This is a genomic window from Psychroserpens sp. Hel_I_66 (assembly GCF_000799465.1).
Lineage (GTDB): Bacteria > Bacteroidota > Bacteroidia > Flavobacteriales > Flavobacteriaceae > Psychroserpens.
On the sequence record NZ_JUGU01000001.1, the window covers coordinates 3,819,714 to 3,842,990 of the forward strand.

Sequence of the window (23,277 nt, forward strand, 5' to 3'; positions counted from 1 at the left end):
TTGTTGAGAATTATGAGTGTTTTTTGATTTCTTCAAAAAGTTCATTTTCTGATCCAGGAGTATATCCTGAATGTCTATATAAAATTTTACCGTCTTTAACTATTAATGTAACTGGTATTGTTGCTGCTCCTAATTCCCTTTTTAGATCGTTATTAGTATCTAATAAAATCTCAAAATCCCAGGCTTTGCCATTTACTAAAGGTTTTACCCTGCTTACTGTTCTTGAATCATCAACAGAAATCGCATACAATTTTACATTAGTTTCATCAATCCAATCATCATAAACTTCATTGATAGCATCTAATTCATTCTTACATGGAACACACCAAGTTGCCCAAAGTGATATAACCACTAATTGATCTTTAGAAATGTCTTCTAGTTCAACATTTTTGCCATCTAAGTTTTTCAACTGCATTCTTGGTAATTCATCCTGTGAGAACGATAAGCCTGTAATGGAAAGTGTAAGTAATAATGTAATTAGGGATTTCATAGTTTTAAATTTTTTGATAAATATATTAAACAATGTTTGCTTTTTGTATAATAATCGTCATAATTAGTTCATTAATTTTCAAACTCTATGCCATAATCTTAAATAAAATGAAATATATTTTTATATTCGTAAACTAATAATTTAATTCTAAACATTTCAAATTCAATTACTATGAAACTCAAAAATTACGCTAAAGTTTTCCTGTTCGTTTTAACAGCTGCATTATTTTCATGTGGTGGTTCAGATGATGGTTCTGGGGCTGCAAGTTCTATAACTGTAACAGCAAATTCCTCATCTGTTTTTGTGGGTGAATCGGTGACCTTTACGGTTACAAATAATTTAGGGAACAATGTGACTTCAGGTTCAGTTCTAGAAGTTAATGGTGAATCAATATCAAACCCTTATGCATTTGATACAACAGGAAGCTTTCAGGTTACAGCAACAAATGGAGGTTTGACAAGTTCTATTACAATTTCTGTGCAAGCAGTACCTGTTCCTAGCTCAATAACTTTGTCTACGAACAGTGATTCCTTTTGGTTTGATGACGGTCAAACATCACTATTGGTACTTACTGATTTGGGATATGAAGTTACACTGCAATCTACTATGATTGCTGAATCAGGTACAGTAACAAATCCTGTAAGTTTTGATAATCCAGGAACTTACAACGTAGTTGCAACCTATACCTTAGAAAATGGTACGGTACTAACCTCTAATACAGTTCAATTAAAAGCTGTAGAGTCTACGCATAGTACTAAAGTAATGATTGAAGATTATACTGGAACATGGTGTCAATATTGTCCTAGATTAGCTTATGCTGTTGAACAAGCAGTTCAAGCAAATAGTAATATCATTCCTGTAGCTATACACGATGATAATGAAATGTTATTTCCATTTGCAACTCAAATGGAAAGTGCTTTTGGAGTTACTGGTTTCCCTTCAGGAAGATTAAATAGAACAATCAATTGGAACGAATCAACTAGCCAACCTGTTTCTCTATTAAGTAATAGACAAAATATGGGGTTAGCAATTAATTCATCTATTCAGGGTGGTACAATAACTGCAGAAGTAAAAGTTCACTATGATTTAAAAGTAAATTCTCAAAATAGATTAGTCGTATACTTATTAGAGAATGGTCTAGTTTATCCTCAAGTTAATTTTTATAATACAGATCCTTCTAGTCCTTTTTACCAACAAGGAAATCCTATTCCAGATTTTGTACATGACCATACAGCTCGAACCGTTTTTACAGGTATCTTTGGAGATGATATTCCAGCAGCTCAATCTGTCACAGGTAACACTTATACAGCAAATTATAACGTTTCTGTACCGTCTAGTGTTCAAAACACAGCTAATTTAGAGCTTGTGGCTTTCGTGGTTGGTCCAGATAATAAAGTATTAAATGTTCAAAAAGCAGATTTAGGAGAGAATAAAGATTTCGATTAAATAAGATAAAATAAATAATAAAAAAGCCAGATATTTAGTCTGGCTTTTTTTATTCTGAATTTTTAAAACAAAATCTAATTAAATTTTTATTAAAAAATTTGTTCTAAGGTATGGAGCAACTTTAAAAAAAATTCAAATAAAAAATCCTCAGACTTTACAGTTTGAGGATTTTTATTTTAACAGAGATAATAATTATCCTAAAAACGGATAACGATAATCAGTTGGTGTTACAAATGTTTCTTTTATCATTCTTGGAGATACCCAACGTAATAAATTAAGTGCGCTACCAGCTTTATCATTTGTTCCAGATGCTCTTGCACCTCCAAAAGGTTGTTGTCCAACAACTGCACCAGTAGGTTTATCATTGATGTAGAAGTTACCCGCACAGTTTTGTAATGCTTTTGTAGCTTGTTGTATCGCATATCTATCTGTTGCCAAAATGGCTCCAGTTAGCGCGTATTCGCTAGTTTCGTCAACTAGTGTTAAGGTTTCAGCATATTTGTCTTCATCATACACATAAATCGTGATGACAGGTCCAAATAATTCGGTACACATCGTTGTGTATTTTGGGTCTTTTGTGACAATTACTGTAGGCTCTATAAAGTACCCTTTGCTTTTATCGTAGTTTCCACCAACGATGATTTCAGCATCAGTATCAGATTTAGCTTGATCAATAAATTTTGCCAGTTTATCAAAAGAACCTTCATGGATCACTGCAGTAACAAAATTATTCGTGTCTTCCGGAGAACCCATTTTAAAAGATTTTACATCTTTAATTACGCGTTCTTTAACTTCGTCCCATAAATTTGATGGTACATAAGCTCTAGAGGCTGCACTACATTTTTGACCTTGAAACTCAAAAGCACCTCTGGAAATAGCAGTGGCTACTTGTATTGGGTTCGCAGTTTTATGAGCTACGATAAAATCTTTACCACCAGTTTCACCAACAATTCTTGGGTATGTTTTGTAGTTATGGATGTTATTTCCTATTTTTTTCCAAAGTTCTTTAAAGATATATGTAGAACCTGTAAAATGCAATCCAGAAAAGTCTGGGCTGTCCATTACAGTATCTGTAATCATTTCAGGATCACCAAACACGACGTTAATAACTCCAGCAGGAACTCCAGCTTCCTTAAAGACATCCATAATTACTTTTGCTGAAAATATCTGACTATCACTAGGCTTCCAAACCACAACATTACCCATCATTGCCATACATGCAGGAAGATTTCCAGCAATAGCAGTGAAATTGAAAGGTGTTACAGCATATACAAATCCTTCAAGCGGACGATACTCTAATCTATTCCATGCATCACTCGTGCTCTCTGGCTGTTCATGATAAATATCGGTCATAAACTGAACATTGAAACGCAAAAAATCAATCAGCTCACAAGCAGCATCAATTTCAGCTTGATGCACCGTTTTGGATTGTGCGATCATTGTTGCAGCATTTATTTTTGCTCTATAAGGTCCAGCAATTAATTCCGCAGCTTTCAAAAAGATTCCAGCACGTTGTTCCCAAGGTAGTTGGGACCATTCTTTTCTAGCCTCTAATGCAGTGGCAATGGCATCTTCCACATGAGTTTTTTCAGCTAAATGGTAGTTTCCAACCACATGCTGGTGATCATGGGGAGCAGACATCGTTTTTGTGTTTCCTGTCTTAACATCCTTACCGTTTATATATAAAGGAACGTCAATTTTACTGTTCCACATATCTTTGTAAGCTTCTAAAACTGCTTCACGTTCTTGAGAACCTGGAGCATATGATTTTACAGGCTCATTTATTGCTATTGGTACATTGAAAAATCCTTTTCCCATCTTTTATTTTTGTTTATAAATTCGTAATTATTTTGAAGATGCAAAGTTACGATATTTTCACGACTATTAAATTAATCACTATTAAAACAAGGTTAAAAGTCATGGCAATTTTTTGTAAGTTGTACGCTTTAAATTTTATATGAACGACGCAATAATTCTTACTCTCGCCTATCCCGAAACTATTGTTTCTCATGCTGAAGAATGGTACTCTAAATTTTTAAGGTTTTTTTTCATCGGAAGTAAAAAACATGTGAGAGCAGGTCACGCAGCTTTGGTTCTAATTGATAAGTCAACAGGGGTTTTAGAATACCATGACTTCGGAAGATATATCACGCCTTCTCCCAACGGAAGGGTTCGCGGGCGTGAGACAGACTTTGAACTGGATTTTCCAATTTCCGCAGAAATAAAGAAAGATAAGATTGAAAACCTAGACGAGATCCTAAAATTTTTGGCAACACATCCCAAATTAACTCATGGTGATGGGCTACTTTATGCATCGGTTTGCAATGCCATTGACTATAAAAAAGCGAGAACACACATAACAGCAATGCAAAAAAAAAGTTTTGTTAGATATGCTGCTTTTGTAAAAGATGCCTGTAATTGTGCTCGTTTTGTAACCGATGCCTTGATTGCCAGTGTTACAGACAAAACGATTAAAACCAAACTCATAAGATCCAAAAATTTCACCCCAAGTACAATTGGTAATGTGGTAATCGCAGATACTGAAAAAAATGTTTTTGTGGTTTCTGAAAATGGAGAGATACAGGGTTTTAAATCTAGCGTAAGTCGGGAAAACAGGCGTTTGTTTTTAGATATTCTTAAAGGTTATAGCCCAAGTTTGATAGGGACGCTAAAGCCAAAGCATAACAATGAAAAAGAAGATCACGCACAATGGTTAAGTGGTATTGCTGCTGGTGCATGGTTTGAAATTTACGATACGGGAAGTGAAACCGAATACAGATACAGACGTATTTCTCCCTATGGAAATGTAGATTGCGACGCTGTTTATGCCATAGATAAAAAGGGATTTAATATAAAATCAAATTATCAATTTGTGCATTATTCAAACTGTAGATTCTTTCATATCGAGCAAAACAATACAAAGTATAGATTTCATTACTTGAAAGATTTCTTTTTGGATTTAAGTAAAAAGTAAAAAGTAAAAAGTAAAAAGTAAAAAGTAAAAAGTGAAAAGTGAAAAGTGAAAAGTGAAAAGTGAAAAGTGAAAAGTGAAAAGGATAATACAAAAAAGATTTTGAAGTTTTTAATTAAATAGAAGTATTCAAAAATTATTATGTTTTGAGTCTTTAACCTTTATTATAAAAAAAGAACTATATAAAATTTTGGAAAAGAAGATCTACAGTTAGATTAAAGGAAATAATTTTTTAATTAAAGTCTAAAGTCTAAAGTCTAAAGTCTAAAGTCTAAAGTCTAAAGTCTAAGATAAAATTAATTAAGGGCAAAAGGAGCACTCAACTTAAACGTAGGAATAATGACCTTAAATTTATTGGTGTTTGTGAAGTTGACCATATTATAATGACCTTGCATGGCGCCAAAAGGAGAGGTTAATAAACAACCAGAATTATAAGTGTGGGATTCTCCAGGTTTTAAAACGGGCTTTTTGCCAATCACCCCTTCGCCATCAACAATCTCTTCATTGTTAAGTGCATCAAGAATTCTCCAGTGCCTAGAGTTTAATTGAACAGAATCTTTACTTTGGTTCTCTATGGTTACTTTATAGCCAAATGCGAAGTGCACTTTATAATTTTTATAAAATGTACCTTCAAATGTTGTTTCAACAGAAATCTTTATGCCACTTGTAACTTGTTGTACCATGTTCTAATCCCAATAGTTGCTACAAAAATAAATAATTTTATAGTAAAACGATTGCTTTTTGGGAATAATGCATATTTTTAACATTTTAGGAAAATTCTTTCGATTAATTGATTAAATTCTCAGATGAAATCACAAATTTCTCGATGGTTTTGAAAAAGTTGGTGATGTCTTCTTTCTTTAAGATGCTATTTATGGTTACCATTCTCACAAATTCTTGATTTTTAAAGTTTCCGAAGCCAACCATTAATTGGGATTGTTCATAAAGCGCTGTACATAATGTATTCGCAGGTATATCTTTATAGTTAAAACATACCGATATGGAATCATCAAAACTGTAAAGTGTGTAGTCTGGATGATTGGTGATGTAGTTGCGAGCAAATTTCGCTAGATTAAATTGATGGTCGACAATTTTTTCTAAACCTTTATTCCCAACAGATTTCCATAGTGTCCAAAGCTTTAAGGCATCGTTTCTGCGACCGCATTGTATTGAGGTTTTACCAAGGTTGAACTCATCATCGTTGGTTTGGTAAAGATATTCCGCTTCATTAGAAAATGATTTTTTGAGATGTTCTTTGTTTTGAGTGACTATAACAGAACAACTCAGCGGAGTGCCCAGCATTTTATGGGCATTGACGCTAAAAGAGTCCGTAAGTTCTATACCATTAACTAAATGTTTGTAGGCTTCGCTAAAAATAACTGCTCCACAATAGGCACCGTCCAAATGAAGCCATAAACCGTATTTTTTGCAAACTTTACTTATACTTTTTACATCATCAAAGGCACCTAATACAGTGGTTCCTGCGGTGGCATTTACGAAAAACGGTTGGTAGCCTTGGTCTTTGTCTATCTGGATTTGCTGATCTAGATGACTTGAAAGCATTTCTCCCTTATCATTTGTTTTTATAGCTCTTACTTGATCGCGTCCAACGCCTATAAAAGAAGCATTTTTTGCGATTGAGTAATGCGAAGCTTCCGAAGTGTAAAGTGTCATTTTATTTGTAATCCCTTCAGTTCTTGCTTTGGGGTTGTATTTGTCTCTAGCCATTAAAACAGCCATATAATTACTCATAGAACCACCTGGGGCAAAAGTGCCATCGGCAGTTTTAGGATAACCTATCATATCACAAATTTTGTGAAGAATTGTTTTTTCAATGCCAACCTGAGGTCCTGCAACTTTATAGGTATACATGCTGTTATTAAGCATTACAGCCAACAGATCACCAAGTGTAGCTCTGTCTATTCGACCACCAAATAACTGATTGAAAAAGGATGTTGAAGCGGTTTTTGGAGTGCTTTTAATGATATCCTTTAGTGTCTTTATAAAATCCTCATCTATAGTTGGCTCGTCATCTAAGCTTAGATTTAGAGTCTCATAGAGTTTAGAAGTGTCAATTGGAGTGGCTACAGGATTGTTTTTTTCTTCGGAAATTAGAAATTCTGCAAGCTCTGTAAATAATTTAAGGTTGTTATGCATATGTTAAGTGAACGCTTTAATTTTGGGTTTTGTAAATTTATTCCTATTTTCTCGAAATCTTAAATAAATATCCTTTTAAATATAAATTGCGTCTATTGAAATCTCCCGAAAACATTCAGTCATTAATTAACTTATTGTCGAAATCGTCACTTAAAGATTACAATTCAATTCTCAAGAATTTTGATTTTGAGTCTATTGATTTCTCGACGTTTCAAAGTTGGTCAAAAGATCGATACACCAGAAACTGCTTGTTTAGAGATGTGAATTTTGAACTTATCCTGATATGCTGGAATCAAGATCAAGAAACATCTATTCATGGGCATAATGGAGAAGATTGCTGGGTCTATCTCATAGACGGGGAAATGGAAGAAGTGTTTTTCGAGCAAGACCAGCAACATAAACTATTGCAAAGTGGATCTCAAAAAGTGAAGCCAAAACAGCTTACGTTTATGAACGATAAGATTGGGTTTCATAAATTGAAAAATAGCAATGACGGTAAATCTATGAGTTTGCACGTGTATGCCAAACCTATTGAGAACTGTGTTTCTTTTGATGAGACATCAAATGAATTTATTGAGAGGACTTTAAGTTATGATACTTTTAAAGAGCTAACAATTAGAGATTAATTAGAAATATTTACCGAGTTGGCTTCTCCATAACCTATGAGCTCATCAAAACGAGCGCCTAGATCTCTGTAATACACCAAAACTTTGTAATTGTTTTCGGTTTGCCAGAAATTACCGCTAATTCTGCCTTCGTCCAGTTGCCCATTTCTGTCAACAACAACATATTTGTAGTTGTAGAATCCCTGTTTTAGCTTTACTATGGCTTGGTACAGATTTTCTGTCTTATCAAAAGTGAGTCTGTTTTCATTAGTCAGTGCGTAGTTGTTGAAATTTCCGTAGATATAAATACCGCTGCCATCTTTTAATTCTGGATATTGTAATGCAAAATGTACATTGGTGTAATCTGCCTCAATATCAACATCATCTGTGTCTATGGCTGTAATTAAAAAATTACCGTTAATATCTGGGTTATAGGTGTAGGGTCTGTTTGCTCGTGGTCCTTCAATAAATAAATAGCTATTATAAATGTCTTTTAAATCAATAAATTGGACGCCAACATTTGCGCCTCTCACATCTTTGGTTTCAAAAAACCGAAACTCATTACTTGCCCAAAAAGCGGTCTCCTTAACATATTTATAAATCAGTTCTTTGCCAATAGTGTACTGAGGTTTTATATTTTTAATGGACGTGTGTAAATTGTTATTTTGAATGATCAGTGTTTTGATTCTTTCTTTTGGATTGTTTAAAATCAAGGCTCCAGAGTTTATCACAATATCAACACTTTGCTTCCTGTCTATAAATTTTACATCTCTGGATCTTTTAATCGAAACGCCAACTCCTACTTGTTCTTTGTACATCATAAATTTTCTTGTAAAGACAACCTCTTGGTTTTCATTATAGATTGAGATGATGTAATTGCCAGATTTTGTCAATGCGCGAGTTTGCTCATTCGGGATTTGTAAATCATAATGGGAGTAAAGTTGGTAGGCGTTGAAAGAATTTTGGTAGTTCACAATTCTATAGTTGTCAAAACCATCCATGAATTCCATTTTAACGAGATTAGACCTTGTCCAGTCATAGTTGTAATGCTCTATGGTGTAATAGAAATCTGGCTCATCTGTAGTCAAAACGTCAAATTCTAGATTGAAAGATTCACCTAATCTTAGAATTGGCAATTGGCCTTGTGATGAGGTTCTGCTTTTAAAGGTGACGGTTTTGATGTAATCTGGTGGATTGATTTCTTCGGTTTGAGAAAACCCTAAGGCAGATATGAGTACAGCGAACAGAGATAAATAAAAATTCTTAATCATTAATAGTAGTTTGATATGTAAAGATAAACAAAATCTGTGCCTTAATAATAATTAACTTATTTAGAATATTTAAAAATAACAAACTTCGATAATATGTTACTTTTTTACTCAATTTATTCGTATTTTTGCACCGATTTTTAGACAACTAATTTCAATATAAAGCGTATGTCAAAAGACATTAAGATTAAAAAAGGTCTGGATATAAAACTTGTAGGCGAAGCTGAAAAAACAGTTGAACAAGCCATTATAAGTAACTTCTGCACTATTAGACCCGAAGATTTTCATAGCATTACCCCTAAACTTGTTGCAAAAGAAGGCGCAAGTGTAAAAGCGGGTGACGTTCTTTTTTATAATAAGGATGTAGAAGCTATGAAATTTGTTTCACCTGTTTCTGGAGAAGTAGTTGAAATTGAAAGAGGACCAAGACGTCGTATTGATGCTATTAAGATTCAGACCAATAAACCACAGTCATTCAAAGATTTTGGTAAATTTGATGTGAATTCTAACGCAGATGCAACTAAAGCACATTTATTGGCTTCAGGATGTTGGACGTTCATTAAGCAAAGACCTTATGATGTCATTGCAAATCCAGAAAAATCACCAAAGGCTATTTTTATTTCGGGTTACGCAACAGCACCTCTAGCAGCAGATTTAGATTATGTTCTTGCAGGTAAAGAGGCTGAATTACAAGCAGCAGTATCTGCCTTGGCAAAACTAATCGAAGGGAAAGTTCATATTGGTATTGGGTCTAACAACTCACCGTTGGCAAATATCAAAGACGCTTTAACTCATAAAGTTTCTGGTCCTCATCCATCAGGAAATGTTGGCACACATATTAATAAATTGAGCCCAATAAATAAAGGGGAGATAGTTTGGACAATCAACGCGCAAGATCTTGTGATTATTGGAGAATTGTTGCTTACAGGTAAATTTAATGCAGAGCGTATGGTCGCTTTAGCAGGATCTTCAGTAAAAAAACCAAGATATTTCAAAACTATTATTGGTAGCGAAGTATCGACAATGGTTTATGATAATGGCGTCGATAAAGATGGAAATGATCGTATTATCTCCGGAAATGTGCTATCGGGAAAACAACTTAAGCCAGATGGAGCTTTAGGCTATTACGATAACTTGATTACAGTAATTCCTGAAGGTGACGATTACGAATTTTTTGGATGGAACAAACCTGTTTTTAATAAAATCTCTACATCAAGAGCATTGACGTTTTCTTGGCTAAACCCAAAGAAAAAATATGAGCTTGATACCAATACAAATGGTGAGCATCGTGCATTTGTAATTACAGGATCTTACGAAGAAGTGTTTCCGTTGGATATTTATCCAATGCAAATACTTAAAGCCTGTAAATATGAAGATTTAGACGAAATGGAAGCCCTTGGAATGTACGAAGTTGCACCAGAGGATTTTGCATTGACAGAATTTATTTGTGTGTCTAAACAACCACATCAAGATATTATTAGAAAAGGATTAGACTTAATGCTTAAAGAAATTGGATAATTATTCATTTAGAATAAATGAAATATAAGACTTATGGGTTTAAAAAGTAATTTACATAACTTAAAAGAAAAGTATAAAGGGACCAAAATGGCTCCTGCATTTAATGCATTACATACTTTTTTATATTTACCAAACGAGACCACTCACAATGGTACTCATATCAAAGCTGCAGATGATTTAAAGCGTACTATGAATACGGTAATCATGGCATTAGTGCCATGTTTAGTGTTTGGTATGTTTAATGCAGGATATCAACATTACGTTGCTTTGAAAGAAATTGATAGAAGTTCTGGTTTTTTAGCATCTACATTTTGGACGTGGGATAATTTCGTAGTAGGACTTTGGCAAGTATTACCACTTGTGATTGTGTCTTACGGAGTTGGTCTTGCAGTAGAATTTGTTTTTGCTATTATAAAAGGACATGAAGTTGAAGAAGGTTACTTAGTTACAGGTATGTTAGTGCCATTGATTGTTCCTGTTGATATTCCATTATGGATGTTGGCTGTAGCAGTAATATTTGGTGTCGTTATTGGTAAAGAGGTATTTGGAGGAACAGGAATGAATATTTTAAATCCTGCTTTAACAATTAGAGCCTTTTTGTTCTTCGCTTATCCAACTTGGATGTCTGGAGATAAAGTTTGGGTTCATGGAGCTGTAGAACGTGATCAAATGATTGCTAACGGTTCTAATTTAGATGCTATTTCTGGAGAAACAATCTTAGGTAGTTATGCGCAAAGCAATAGTGTTGTTTATGATTATTGGGATATGTTCTGGGGACTTATTCCAGGATCAGTTGGAGAAACATCTAAATTTTTAATCATTATTGGAGCACTATTTTTAATATTTACAAAAGTAGGAAGCTGGAGAATTATTCTATCTACTTTAGTTGGTGCTTTAGTAATGGGACTTATCTTTAATGGTGTTGTTGACGCTGGTTGGATCGGTGATACAAGTAAATTCTACGGATTGATGAGTGTCCCATTTTGGCAACATTTAATTATTGGTAGTATTTTATTTGGAGCAGTGTATATGGCAACAGATCCTGTTACCGCATCACAAACTAATAAAGGAAAATGGATTTATGGATTCTTAATAGGTTTCTTATCTATTATGATTCGTGTATTTAATCCAGCCTATCCAGAAGGTGTATTCTTGGCAATCTTATTGATGAACGTATTTGCACCAACTATTGATCACTATGTTGTTCAAGGAAATATAAAGAAAAGAATGAAGCGTTTAAAACTTAAAACAGCTTAATCATGGAGAAGAAAACAGATAAAAATATATATACTATTATTTTCGCAGTTGCGATGGTCGTGGTTGTTGGGTCATTATTGGCATTTACAGCTTCATCTTTAAAACCAGCAATTACAGAGAATGAGAGAATAGAAAAACAACAAAATATCCTTTACGCACTGGGTGAAAATGAAAATGAAGGAGATGGAGATATCGCTTTTGTGTCTACAGATAAGGTTTCCGAAGCATTTAAAACAAAAGTGTCAGAGCAATTGGTTTTAGAATCTAAAGATGGGAACATCGTAAAAACGATGACCAGAGAAGAATATATGTCTGCCAATAATAATCAAGAGCCTTATTTGATTGACGTAAAAAAACAGCAGGCTAATGCAAAAGCGGGTGAATCTCGTTTATTGCCACTTTTTGTTGGTAAATCAGAGGAAGGAGAAACCTTATATGTAGCGCCTATAAGAGGTAAAGGTCTTTGGGATGCAATTTGGGGTTATGTTGCTGTTGATAAAGATATGATCGTAAGAGGAACATTTTTTGACCACGCTGGAGAAACTCCTGGTTTAGGTGCAAACATCAAGCAACGTTACTTTATGGATGATTTTTACGGAGAACATTTATTGACAGAAGCAGGAGTATTTAAAGGAATTGACGTTGCTAAAGGTAATGCAGATCCTAAAAATAATGATAAAACAGATTATGAGGTAGATGCTTTAGCAGGAGCGACCATTACAGGTGATGGTGTGTCTGCAATGATCAAAGCAGATTTGAAATTATATTTACCTTATTTCCAAAATTTAAAAACAGCTAACTAAACTATGGGACTACTTTCAAAAAAAGACGGAAAGTTAATTACTGATCCGTTAGCAGATAACAACCCAATCACCATTCAAGTACTTGGTATTTGTTCCGCTTTAGCAATTACAGCAGAGCTCAAAGCCTCTTTAGTAATGGCAATCGCAGTAATATTTGTATTGGGTATTGGTAATGTGGTTATTTCTTTGATGCGTAATATCATTCCATCAAAAATTAGAATTATCGTACAACTAATCGTTGTAGCAACCCTGGTGATTATTGTAGATCAAGTGCTAAAAGCATTTGCCTATGAGTTGAGTAAGACACTTTCAGTATTTATTGGTTTAATTATTACCAATTGTATCATTATGGGACGTTTTGAAGCTTTTGCCCTCGGAAACGGACCATGGAGATCATTTCTTGACGGAATAGGAAACGCTTTAGGTTATGGTGTAATTTTAATAATTGTCGGATTTTTTAGAGAATTATTAGGATCTGGAACATTATTCGGAATCCCTGTATTGGGAGATGCCATTGAAAAGACAGGAGTTTATGCATCAGGTTATGAAAACAACGGTTTTATGTTAATGCCACCAATGGCATTGATTATCGTTGGTTTATTAATTTGGGTACAACGTAGTAGAAACAAAGATTTAATAGAAGATTAAAAAGAAATCAGTTGAAATGATTTGTTTGAAACTATTAGCAAATTAACAAAAACTGAAACCTATAAAATAAAAGACAATGATAGAACACATCGAACTATTTTTTAAGTCCATTTTTATTGATAACATGGTATTTGCTGTATTCTTGGGTATGTGCTCATACTTAGCGGTATCTAAAAAAGTATCAACAGCAGTTGGTCTTGGAGCAGCAGTAATCTTTGTATTGGCCATCACGGTACCTTTAAACTGGTTATTGGATCAATACCTTTTACAGCCTGGAGCATTAACATGGTTAGGCCCAGAGTATGCAGATTATGATTTAAGTTTCTTATCGTTTATCATGTTTATTGCAACCATTGCAACAATGGTACAATTGGTAGAAATTGTAGTTGAGAAATTCTCACCATCGTTATACAACTCACTGGGTATATTTTTACCGCTTATTGCTGTAAACTGTGCTATTTTAGGAGGATCTTTATTCATGCAAGCACGTGAAATTGAAACTTTAGGTCTAGCGTTTAACTACGGTATTTCTTCTGGTATTGGTTGGTTCTTGGCTATTTTAGCGATTGCTGCCATTCGTGAAAAAATCAGATATTCTAATGTGCCAGCACCTTTAAGAGGTTTAGGGATTACATTTATCATTACTGGATTAATGGGAATTGGTTTTTTAAGTTTTGGAGGTATGTTAACAGGAGGAGATGAAGAGGGAGAGCCTACAACTGAGCCAAGAGGAGAAGTGAATACAATACAAACCAATGAAGAAGACGCTAAGATATTAGCAGATAACACTAAAATAATTGAGTAGTATGATAGTTTTAGAAGCAGGAACAATAGGAACAGTAGTAGCAACTGTAGTAGCGTTTTTAGTCATCTCGCTTATACTTATAAGTCTATTACTAGTTGTAAAACAAAAATTATCTCCATCTGGACCCGTAACAATTAAGATTAACGGTGAAAAAGAAATTGAGGTTGCCTCTGGAGGTACACTATTATCTACTTTAGGTGGTGAAAAAATATTCTTACCATCTGCTTGTGGTGGAGGTGGAACATGTATTCAATGTGAATGTCACGTACTTTCTGGTGGTGGTGAAGCATTGCCAACTGAAACCCCTCACTTTAGTAGAAAAGAATTAGCACATGGCGCACGATTATCCTGCCAGGTAAAAGTGAAGCAGGATATGGAAATTACAATTCCTGAGGAGGTCTTCGGAATTAAAAAATGGGAAGCAACCGTTGTGCGTAACTACAACGTAGCCTCGTTTATCAAAGAATTTGTTGTGGAGATTCCTGAAGATATGGGCTATAAAGCTGGAGGTTATATTCAAATTGAAATTCCGCCATGTGAGGTGAAGTTTGAGGATATGGATATCACTGCGCACCCAGAAGAGCACGAAACTCCAAATAAGTTTCAAGCAGAGTGGGATAAATTTGGTCTTTGGCCATTGGTGATGAAAAATGCTGAAACTGTAGAAAGAGCCTACTCTATGGCCTCTTATCCTGCAGAAGGGCGTGAAATCATGCTTAACGTACGTATTGCAACTCCGCCTTGGGATCGCGCAAAAAATCAATGGATGAACGTAAACCCTGGAATTGCATCTTCATACATTTTCAATCAGAAAAAAGGTGATAAAGTAGTTATTTCTGGACCTTACGGTGAATTCTTTATCAATGAATCTGAAAGTGAGATGCTTTACGTTGGAGGAGGAGCTGGTATGGCGCCAATGCGTTCTCATCTATACGAATTATTTAGAACCATCAAAACCGGTCGTAAAGTAACGTATTGGTATGGTGGACGTTCAAAAAGAGAATTATTCTACATTGAGCACTTTAGAAAATTAGAAAAAGATTTCCCTAACTTTAAATTCTACATGGCACTTTCTGAGCCTGCAGAAGAAGACAACTGGAAAGTCAAAAAAGATATTAATGATGAAGCAGGTGATGGTTTTGTAGGTTTTATTCACAATTGTGTAATAGACAACTACCTTAAGCACCATGAAGCACCAGAAGATATTGAGCTTTATTTCTGTGGACCACCATTAATGAACCAAGCGGTTCAAAAAATGGGTGAGGATTATGGTATCCCAGATGAGCACATTAGATTTGATGACTTTGGTGGCTAAGTCGCTAAACGACATTATACAAAAAACGTCATGCTGAACTTGTTTCAGTATGTTATATAAAATTAAAAACCAACTCAATTGAGTTGGTTTTTAATTTTATAATAATTCAATTTTTTAAACGGACACTAACTCATATTTAGGTTCACCATTAAGTTGGGTTTCAAATAATTTGGTATAATCCATCACATTAGGAACACAATCTAATTGACAGAGCAAACCTATTACTGCTGAAAGCCCATTAAACAACAAATCCTTATCCTGCGGATTTTCTGGTCTTTTGTTATTTTTTCTCCGGAAAGGAAGCTGGTAGCCACAAGCCTTTAAAAAGGTAGCTTCAATTTGTAATAATTCTTGAGGTGTATAGCCATTAAAACGCCTATTTAGCATTTGGTGCACATTTCCGAGGTAATTTAATTTTGTAGAGCCATGATCGTCTGAGAGATGTTGCCAAGCATCTGTACGGTCTAAAATATTGCCTACTGCGCAACTTTTACAGCATTCTGGATGGAGTTCATTATTGTGAAAAGCCATATAAAGTTTGTTAATGGCGCTTTCTAATCGGTTTGAGGTGTTCATAGCAAATTGTTTTCAAGTTCTTTTTCCGAAGTAAAAGATACAAAAAATGGGACTTAAAATCAAGCCATGATAAATAACTGCACCTTATTTATACTCAACTATTAAAAAAACCGCAGTACTATCTCCAATATTTAATACTTCATGCGTTGAAATTTCGTCTTTACTAAAACTGTAACCCGTTGGAACGTTGACTTCTCGTGTACCTGTGGTATCTGTTATTCTAAATGTACTTCCAGCAACCGTGTAACCATAATGTGGATCGTGATAATGTTTTTCATGCCCAACTCCAGGCTCGAAAGTACATCTTAATACACGCACGTTTTTGTTGTCTTCAACGACTTCGCAAACCGCTTTATTGTTCCAACCTGCTTCTAAGGGATCTGGTAATTCTGGTTTATTTTTGCATCCCAATAAAATAATCGAGATCAATAAAAGGTAATAGTATCTATTGTTTTTTAGGTGTACCATTATTTAAAAATGCTATTTTTATTGACAGTATAACAAAATTAAAGTTTTTCGCGTTCTATTTACTATGAAGAAATTATTACTTACCATTTTAATCTTAACATCACTTGTAGTTTTGGCATTTCAGTTTAAGCCTGTAAAACGAGTGGTCAATACCGTTAGAGCAAGTATTGAAACACCAAGCCTTATTGATAAAGATAGTTTGACCATTACTTCTAGAGTAAATATTCCTGACGGTTACAAACGTGTTTCCTACGGAAATGGGAGTTTTGAGGAATATCTTCGGAATTATAAACTGAAACCCTTTGGAAGCAAAATTATAAATTACGACGATTCTGAATATTTCTGGCAAGGTGGTCATATTGGTATTTTAGAAATTCCTGTGCCAAAAAACGGATTGCAACAATGCGCAGATGCACTTATTAGAATTAGAAGTGAATACCTTTGGAAACATAATAGAAAAGATGAAATAGGCTTCAACTTTACCTCAGGTCATTATTGTTCATGGAAACAATATGCTGATGGTTACCGACCAAAAATAAGTGGAAATAAAGTATCGTTTCATAAAACTGCGAGTGCCAATACTTCCGAAGAAAACTTTTACAACTACCTCAATTTAATTTATATGTATTCTGGCACATTATCTCTTTATAATGAGCTTAAATCTATTGATGCAAAGGATTTAAAAATTGGTGATATGTTGATTAAAGGTGGCTCTCCAGGGCATATTGTAATGATTTGTGATGAGATTATAAATGATAATGGTGATAAACGCTTTTTGTTATTTCAAGGCAATACACCTGCCCAAAGTGTACATTTAGTAAAGAATCTTGAGGATGCGACGTTTTCACCATGGTATCAATTGGAGAATGACGCTGTTGTTCCTGTTTCTAATTATACATTTGGGAGTGCAAAGTTTGTGCGATTTAAATAAAGGAATTCAAATAATTTATTTAAATCCTTTGATAAGTATTAATGGTTACATTACCATCTGAAGATGTAGAAATCCTTTCAAATGAAGTATCATCAATATTTAAGACAGTCCAAATTGAGGGATCGTCACTAAAAGGGGTGTTGATTACAATCATGTTTCCATCAATACTGTAATTTCCACTATAGGGTACATCTGCGCAACCATTGCCATCATCAAAATCTACATCAAAGGAAAATACAGGGTCATCAAAAGAGACAATGGTACTAAGACCATTTAAACAATCTAATTCTACAGCTTCTCCATTTAAAGTTCTAGAATCAATTTTCCAATCTCCAATGATTAATGTTTCCAACTCAGCGATTGAATCATCATCGTTAACAATATTATCATCATTTTTTGAGCAATTAAATAATAAGATTGCTAGTGCACAAAGGGAAATAAATTTAAAAGTTTTCATTTTTAAGGAGTTTAATGTTTAACTGGTTTTCTTTTACATCGAAGTAATGTGATAATGTCATCATTTAAAAAGCATACATTTAGTGAAAAACTTTGAGTAGGCATCTATTTCTCTTTGATATAATTTGATAGCTATTGTGTTGATTACGGTCTCAAATTATGCGTATGGGAGTGTCAAGTTTGTGAGTTTTTAATAAAAAAAATAGGTTTTCCTTTGTTGAAGACTAACTCAAAAAAGGAAAACCTTATTAAATTATTCTGTTGCGATATTGACGAGCACTTCGGCTTCTCCTGTTACACCAATAACATTGTTGTAAAGTGTATCATAATTTTCGTTAACGGTATTGACGCTTACACCTGTAAGCAATATTCGAAAACTGTTTTCTTCTGGAACAAATGTTACATCACCACTTTGGGACTCATTGGTCCAAGTATACACGTTACCAACGTCGTATGGGAAGTCATCAAATCTGTAATCGATAACTTCAATTTGATAAGAACTAGCATCTTCATTTTTAGGTACAACAAATCCATTGCCATAAATAAAACGTGTTCCTTCGCCTTCTGGGTAGCTATCTCTGATCCAGAATGTTGGCTCTAGGCTTAGAATTATGAGTTCTGGTTCTGTTACAAAAGAGAAATCGTCTTCTGAAATTCCGCCTCGTCCATCATCTGCTACGATAGTACCATCATAGAGTGTTTCTGGATCTAGACCATTAAAATTGTAAGTCAATGCGGTTCCTCCAATTGAGACCAATTGATCATTAAGATAAATGGAATAGGTGACCGGGTCGTCATCGATGTCTATGGCTTCTGTCCATTCTATAGATGCGCCATCTATTCTGGTTTCAAGGATGGTTACTGAAAATGGTCCTGGAGCAATGTTATCTGGATCGATAGTATCATCTTCCGAAGAACAATTTATTAGAGAAAAAGTAAATAGGATTAAATAGAGGTAATTTTTCATTTTTAAAAATTTAGTGATTATTTACTATAGCATCGTAAACGATGGAAAAGGTCATCATTAAATCTTCAGTTTTTTGATCTATTTTTTTTGTATTGGTTTTTGCTCACATTTAAAGAAACATACGATGATTAATAAACAAACTTTAAGCTATTAATTTTAGGGGATTATTAATTAAAGAGTTTGTTTAAAGAGCGTTTTCTTGTTATTGAAAACGCTCTTTTTTTTATGAAAGTCTTTTCTTTTTTATGATTATGGTAATTGAAATACATATAATGATACCGAGTATCATCCAAATGATCCAATTATTATTGGTATTTAAATCTATTGGAGCTGTGTCGCCAATAAAAACCAGTCCTGCCCAATATTGCGGAGCATTTGTTCTACCATTTGCTTTGGCTAGATAATCTAATTTTGCTTTTTGCAAAGCTTTGTCTTTTGGGAGTCCCTTTTTTATATATCCATAAAAGTTTTCAATGATTTGGGCACTGGATTGCTCGTCAATTTTCCAAAGGCTTGTTAAAATGCTTTCACTTCCTGCGTAGTTAAATGCATGTGCGAGAGAAATCATCCCTTCTCCAGCTTGATAGGTTGGTTTTCCTGTTTCGCAAGCTGTTAGGATTGCCAGATTGGATGAAAGGTTTTGGTTATAGATTTCGTAGCTGTAAAGCGAATTATGTTCCGAAGAAATGGTATCGTTTACATTTTTTGCAAAAATAAGTCTTGAGAGTTCTGGTGATATGTTATTGGATTCTGCGTGCGTACCAATATGAATTATTTTATGCTCTTTGGCATTTTGGGTAAAAATAGCTTTGGAGGCATTTTCGTTGATAAATGAGCTACCATTAAAAATACGAGATGACTCTTGTGCTAAGTTTTTACTGAATGGTTGTGGCAACAGTGTTAAATACGTTCTATCTAGATTTATGGAATCTTTTATGGCAATCTCATAATCTGATTTCATTTTTGAGTTGAACTCTGGTGCAAAACCAATAAAATTAGAATCGTATCCAATGGTTTTACTGCCTTTATCTACGAGAAACAAACTGTAATTGTATGAGATAACATATGTGTTTAAAAGGCTGTTTTCTGCTAATTCCTTATGTGATTTTACCAGCTGGTTGGTTAGCATCTCAAAATTTAAATTAAACAGAATTTGATCGGGAATGATGATAACCCGTTCTGTCTTTATATGTGATTCTATAGGTTTCCAAAGCGAAAGGTATAAATTATGTAAAACTTCAAAATTAACTTGAGATATTACATTATTATCTTGAATGGAATTTATCTTTTGGGTTAAATGATCGTTATTTAATTTAAAGATTTTAATGTCTTGGTCATGAATGATAAACGCATAAAGTTGTTGATCTATAAATGTATACCTAACAAGCGTTTTGTCTACTAAGTTACTTGCTTTTAGCTGCTCATTGATAGATTTGGATATTGAAGCAAATTTTAAGTTATAATATTTGGGATAGTCATCTTTTAACACTTTTAAAAAGCCTTGCCATTCCTTATTTACTTCAAAAAAAGATTCTAGTGCGTCGTTTTTTGAAATAGATGAACTTAATGCTTCTTTAAGCCTATTTTCTTCCTTTATGATATGCTCAGGAATATTGGCATAGTTTATTGAGCTTTGCGAGTTTAACCTATTTCTAATACGATTGTAAAGCATAGACTCATGCAAACCTAAAACTTGGCTTAAATATGCTTTAGATTTGGTCATCTCATATAGCTCGAGAGCCAATTGTTTGGCATACTCAAACAGTTCGCCATTATTTAAAAGTAAAATAGAAACACTACTATCATCTGAAAGTACAGATTTTTGCTCTTCTAGAATAGAAATGGCACTTTGAAGTTCTTGCAATTTAGATTTTAAGAATATACTGTCTTTTTGTGTTTTTAATTGGTACTCAGCTTTGACTTTGGTTAGTATTGCAAAAGGTTTTTGTACCTCAATGGTTAATTTGCTTAAGCCTGTGTTTTTAGTAAAAATGGAGTCGTTAAGCAATTCTAAAGCTATTTTGCTTTTTATTAATGCAGCATCATAATGTTCAAGTTTGTATTCAATGCCTGCAAGGTTTAACACTTGATGGTACTCTAATAGTGTTTTCTCGCCTTGGTTTTTTACAATGTATTGATAGCCTTCATTTGCCATTTCCGAGGCTTTTTCGGGATAGCCATTTTCAGCATAAAAAGTAGAAGCCGAATTTATAAAATCTAAATACAGTTCATCATAAGAGTCACCTAGAGCAGATTTGTAATAGTCTTCAGACTTTTGATAACAATTAAAGGCGCCTTTAATATTATTAGTATCTTCATATAATCTTGCTTTGTAATAATAAGCATCAGCTAACCAATTGAAATAATCACTTGGGTTTTCACTAAATTCCAAAATACCTTCATCTAAAAATTTTTCGGCTTCATCATATTCTTTTAAATCCAGGTTATTTGACCTAACAGTATTTTCCCTTTGGAAATCTCAGGGCTGTTTGCATTTAGATGTTTTCTTTTTTGATTATAAGAATAACTAATAAGTGCTTTGGCTTTTTCGAAATCTCCAATATCCTTGTAAATCCCAGCATAATTATCGATAGCCTGAAATAAAAATTCTTGCGCATAATCTTTTCTGGCTTCAGTAATATCAGACTTTAGAAACGTATCAAGATTAGAGACAGTTTTCTGCATTGCTATTATAGCAGCATTTAGATCGCCCTTTATGCTATTAATACCTGCAATATTATTATTGAGAATTGCAGGTCTTAGGTATTTGTTATCTGGCGTAGGCTCAAGTGTTTTGAGAATTTGCTCTGCTTTTTTATAATATACTAAAGCACTATCGATTTTTGAAGAATACCACATCATACCTCCCAGTGCATTATGGGTGATATATAAGCGCTCTTTTTTGGTGTCTGGAAATGTTTTATAGGCTTTTAATGCTTTTTTATGATAGTCTAACGCAGTTGTTAAATTACCCATTCTCATATTAAATGTGCCAAGATTACTGTAGATAATACCAAAAAGTTCACCATTTTTGTTGGGCATCTTATTAGTGTATTCTATAGCCTCCAAATTTATTCACTTGCAGTTTTAGAATCACCCATAAATTCATAAAATGAGGCAACTTCAAGTTTTAATTGTCTAATGGCTTTTGGATTTGAAGTAAGGGAAACAATGCGTTTTTCAAAATCTAGAACCGCTTTTCTGCAGCTTGATTATTTTTGAGTTCAAAATTTATTTGCCTAAATAATACGTGTAATCAGTAACTTCATAAACAATTTTTCTCAATTAGATCTTCAATATTTTTCTGCAAATGTTCTTGGGCTATATCAAATTTTTCTTCTGAAATGAGCCTGTCTAACTTTTTCAATTCTGAAATAGAATCCTGCTGTGCAAACCAACCTGAGCTAAACTCATATGAAAATAAGAGCATAGTATATCTAAGCAATTTTTTAATTGATTCATAATGAGTTATTTATTAAGCAGTTAGTTGTTTAGTTTAGATAATAGGCTTTACTGTTATCTGTATTTGAAAGTTCTAGATTAGATTTTGCCTTTTCAATATTTCTTCTTTTAGATATGCCATACCTAAATAATAATGAGCATCGTTTACTAAAGAAACTCAGCATTATCAACTGCTTTGTTTAAAAACGATTGCTTTATTTTCGTTTTTTTATAGCAAGATAAGCGATCCTAAAAGTAATCCGCGTATCATTATCTGGCTGATTTGCTTTTAAAGTCTCCCATTTGCCAATCGCAGTTTTATAATCGCCTTGCTTATAATTCACCATCGCATCATAAATCAAGTTAGAGTTGCTACTCATCACGTTGGTAAACCAGGATCTGGCGTAAAATATTTCGCGTACAAACGCTCGTTTTGAGGCACACTATACACCAAAGTAGAGCAATGGCCAATAAAATTGCTGCTGCTGCTGCTGCATATTTTCCTAAATGTGGAAATGCTCCAATTCTCCTTTTTTCTTCGGAAATCCCTTCGGGCAAATCCTTATGAAATTCATCTAACTGTTCTTTTAAGGATTGGTTCTCGATACCAAAAATCAACTTTTGATATCCTCAACTTGAGTTCTAAACTCAGGATCTTCATTAAGTCTTTTCGCTTTGTTTAGACATGGTATTATTATAGTAAGTTCAACCGTTTCTAGTAATTCTTGTGATATGTCGCTATTATCTTTCAATATTTATAATTTAGAGGCTAATACTGTTGCACGTAATTTTCCATGCATCTATATTTTTTGTTTCGTACGGAAGATTCTTCGATCCCTAAATCTAAAGCAATATCCCGTAATGACTTTTTTTCAAAATAAAAGATCTTTAATAAATCCTTACAAGGCTGACCTAAATCCTTGAAAGCTGTCATTGTTACATTTAATTTTTTCTCGTACCCATCATCTTCGATATCTTCATCTTGTCTAAGAAATAATGTGCGTTCTTCAGACAATGATTGTGTTTTCTTAAAACGTTTTGACCTTAAAACATCCATCCACTTATTCTTCGCGATTTGATATAAATACCCTTGTAAAGCCGAATCATTTTGTGGTGTAAAAGACTCATTTCTAATGTTGTTCCACATGCTTATAA

26 protein-coding genes are annotated in these 23,277 nt (G+C 33.8%); 10 read left to right on the forward strand and 16 right to left on the reverse strand.

Annotated elements, in window-relative coordinates; all coding sequences use genetic code 11:
- Positions 1-10 precede the first annotated feature (10 nt).
- Positions 11-490, reverse strand: a complete 480-nt coding sequence (locus GQ40_RS16865; RefSeq protein WP_047551126.1) for a TlpA family protein disulfide reductase — start codon at positions 488-490, stop codon at positions 11-13.
- A 171-nt stretch (positions 491-661) separates the two neighbouring features.
- On the opposite strand from GQ40_RS16865, the gene GQ40_RS16870 reads away from it, so the two are divergent.
- Entirely contained in the window at positions 662-1,936 is a 1,275-nt protein-coding gene (locus GQ40_RS16870; RefSeq protein WP_047551128.1) for an Omp28-related outer membrane protein, read from the forward strand.
- A gap of 192 nt (positions 1,937-2,128) precedes the next feature.
- Here GQ40_RS16870 and pruA read toward each other — a convergent pair whose 3' ends face one another.
- Positions 2,129-3,754: an L-glutamate gamma-semialdehyde dehydrogenase gene (gene pruA / locus GQ40_RS16875; protein ID WP_047551131.1), complete on the reverse strand. Its 1,626-nt coding sequence runs from the start codon at positions 3,752-3,754 to the stop codon at positions 2,129-2,131.
- Positions 3,755-3,893: 139 nt separating this feature from the next.
- Between pruA and GQ40_RS16880 the strand changes: the two genes are divergently transcribed.
- The gene (locus tag GQ40_RS16880) at positions 3,894-4,910 is read left to right on the forward strand and encodes a DUF6695 family protein (protein WP_047551138.1); all 1,017 of its coding nucleotides are present in this window, start codon (positions 3,894-3,896) and stop codon (positions 4,908-4,910) included.
- A 293-nt stretch (positions 4,911-5,203) separates the two neighbouring features.
- Here GQ40_RS16880 and apaG read toward each other — a convergent pair whose 3' ends face one another.
- Positions 5,204-5,590 carry a Co2+/Mg2+ efflux protein ApaG gene (apaG, locus tag GQ40_RS16885; RefSeq protein ID WP_047551141.1) on the reverse strand — a complete coding sequence of 129 codons (387 nt, stop codon included), beginning with the start codon at positions 5,588-5,590 and terminating at the stop codon, positions 5,204-5,206.
- 103 nt (positions 5,591-5,693) lie between these two features.
- Positions 5,694-7,064: a pyridoxal phosphate-dependent decarboxylase family protein gene (locus GQ40_RS16890; protein ID WP_047551144.1), complete on the reverse strand. Its 1,371-nt coding sequence runs from the start codon at positions 7,062-7,064 to the stop codon at positions 5,694-5,696.
- A gap of 95 nt (positions 7,065-7,159) precedes the next feature.
- Between GQ40_RS16890 and GQ40_RS17515 the strand changes: the two genes are divergently transcribed.
- Complete coding sequence (locus GQ40_RS17515; RefSeq protein WP_197052692.1) at positions 7,160-7,690, forward strand: cysteine dioxygenase; 531 nt, start codon at positions 7,160-7,162, stop codon at positions 7,688-7,690.
- Here GQ40_RS17515 and GQ40_RS16900 read toward each other — a convergent pair.
- Positions 7,687-8,940 carry a type IX secretion system plug protein domain-containing protein gene (locus GQ40_RS16900; RefSeq protein WP_047551150.1) on the reverse strand — a complete coding sequence of 418 codons (1,254 nt, stop codon included), beginning with the start codon at positions 8,938-8,940 and terminating at the stop codon, positions 7,687-7,689. The genes GQ40_RS17515 and GQ40_RS16900 overlap by 4 nt on opposite strands.
- A 165-nt stretch (positions 8,941-9,105) precedes the next feature.
- Here GQ40_RS16900 and GQ40_RS16905 point away from each other — a divergent pair, with 165 nt between their 5' ends.
- From GQ40_RS16905 to nqrF, 6 genes are all read left to right on the forward strand, one after another.
- Positions 9,106-10,455 carry a Na(+)-translocating NADH-quinone reductase subunit A gene (locus tag GQ40_RS16905; RefSeq protein WP_047551153.1) on the forward strand — a complete coding sequence of 450 codons (1,350 nt, stop codon included), beginning with the start codon at positions 9,106-9,108 and terminating at the stop codon, positions 10,453-10,455.
- A gap of 33 nt (positions 10,456-10,488) precedes the next feature.
- On the forward strand, positions 10,489-11,712 hold the full coding sequence (locus tag GQ40_RS16910; protein WP_047551156.1) for an NADH:ubiquinone reductase (Na(+)-transporting) subunit B: 1,224 nt from the start codon (positions 10,489-10,491) through the stop codon (positions 11,710-11,712).
- A gap of 2 nt (positions 11,713-11,714) precedes the next feature.
- Entirely contained in the window at positions 11,715-12,515 is an 801-nt protein-coding gene (locus GQ40_RS16915) for a Na(+)-translocating NADH-quinone reductase subunit C (RefSeq protein WP_047551159.1), read from the forward strand.
- 3 nt (positions 12,516-12,518) lie between these two features.
- Positions 12,519-13,163 (forward strand): NADH:ubiquinone reductase (Na(+)-transporting) subunit D, encoded by a 645-nt coding sequence (locus GQ40_RS16920; protein WP_047551162.1) that lies wholly within the window; start codon positions 12,519-12,521, stop codon positions 13,161-13,163.
- Positions 13,164-13,239: 76 nt separating this feature from the next.
- Positions 13,240-13,968 (forward strand): NADH:ubiquinone reductase (Na(+)-transporting) subunit E, encoded by a 729-nt coding sequence (gene nqrE, locus GQ40_RS16925; protein WP_047551164.1) that lies wholly within the window; start codon positions 13,240-13,242, stop codon positions 13,966-13,968.
- 4 nt (positions 13,969-13,972) lie between these two features.
- Entirely contained in the window at positions 13,973-15,283 is a 1,311-nt protein-coding gene (gene nqrF / locus GQ40_RS16930) for an NADH:ubiquinone reductase (Na(+)-transporting) subunit F (RefSeq protein ID WP_047552140.1), read from the forward strand.
- 114 nt (positions 15,284-15,397) lie between these two features.
- On the opposite strand, the gene GQ40_RS16935 is transcribed toward nqrF, so the two are convergent.
- A complete protein-coding gene (locus GQ40_RS16935; RefSeq protein WP_047551167.1) occupies positions 15,398-15,859 on the reverse strand; it encodes a hypothetical protein in 462 nt (153 codons plus the stop codon).
- A gap of 84 nt (positions 15,860-15,943) precedes the next feature.
- Positions 15,944-16,327, reverse strand: a complete 384-nt coding sequence (locus GQ40_RS16940) for a hypothetical protein (RefSeq protein WP_047551169.1) — start codon at positions 16,325-16,327, stop codon at positions 15,944-15,946.
- 64 nt (positions 16,328-16,391) lie between these two features.
- On the opposite strand from GQ40_RS16940, the gene GQ40_RS16945 reads away from it, so the two are divergent.
- Positions 16,392-17,258: a DUF4846 domain-containing protein gene (locus tag GQ40_RS16945; protein ID WP_047551174.1), complete on the forward strand. Its 867-nt coding sequence runs from the start codon at positions 16,392-16,394 to the stop codon at positions 17,256-17,258.
- A gap of 19 nt (positions 17,259-17,277) precedes the next feature.
- Here GQ40_RS16945 and GQ40_RS16950 read toward each other — a convergent pair whose 3' ends face one another.
- The 9 genes from GQ40_RS16950 to GQ40_RS16975 all read right to left on the reverse strand — a co-directional run.
- Positions 17,278-17,715, reverse strand: a complete 438-nt coding sequence (locus GQ40_RS16950; RefSeq protein WP_047551177.1) for a lipocalin family protein — start codon at positions 17,713-17,715, stop codon at positions 17,278-17,280.
- Positions 17,716-17,967: 252 nt separating this feature from the next.
- Positions 17,968-18,681, reverse strand: a complete 714-nt coding sequence (locus GQ40_RS16955) for a hypothetical protein (protein ID WP_047551180.1) — start codon at positions 18,679-18,681, stop codon at positions 17,968-17,970.
- A 223-nt stretch (positions 18,682-18,904) separates the two neighbouring features.
- Positions 18,905-21,073: a CHAT domain-containing protein gene (locus tag GQ40_RS16960; RefSeq protein WP_047551183.1), complete on the reverse strand. Its 2,169-nt coding sequence runs from the start codon at positions 21,071-21,073 to the stop codon at positions 18,905-18,907.
- A 41-nt stretch (positions 21,074-21,114) separates the two neighbouring features.
- Complete coding sequence (locus GQ40_RS16965) at positions 21,115-21,723, reverse strand: tetratricopeptide repeat protein (RefSeq protein WP_047551186.1); 609 nt, start codon at positions 21,721-21,723, stop codon at positions 21,115-21,117.
- A 223-nt stretch (positions 21,724-21,946) separates the two neighbouring features.
- Complete coding sequence (locus GQ40_RS17660; protein WP_156115608.1) at positions 21,947-22,111, reverse strand: hypothetical protein; 165 nt, start codon at positions 22,109-22,111, stop codon at positions 21,947-21,949.
- Between the two features lie 226 nt (positions 22,112-22,337).
- Complete coding sequence (locus tag GQ40_RS17665; RefSeq protein WP_156115609.1) at positions 22,338-22,502, reverse strand: hypothetical protein; 165 nt, start codon at positions 22,500-22,502, stop codon at positions 22,338-22,340.
- Complete coding sequence (locus GQ40_RS16970; protein ID WP_047551189.1) at positions 22,495-22,740, reverse strand: hypothetical protein; 246 nt, start codon at positions 22,738-22,740, stop codon at positions 22,495-22,497. The genes GQ40_RS17665 and GQ40_RS16970 overlap by 8 nt, the downstream gene beginning before the upstream one ends.
- Complete coding sequence (locus GQ40_RS17670) at positions 22,737-22,874, reverse strand: hypothetical protein (protein ID WP_156115610.1); 138 nt, start codon at positions 22,872-22,874, stop codon at positions 22,737-22,739. The genes GQ40_RS16970 and GQ40_RS17670 overlap by 4 nt, the downstream gene beginning before the upstream one ends.
- 17 nt (positions 22,875-22,891) lie before the next feature.
- A partial coding sequence (locus GQ40_RS16975) for an RNA polymerase sigma factor (protein ID WP_197052693.1) occupies positions 22,892-23,277 on the reverse strand: 386 nt, incomplete at its 5' end.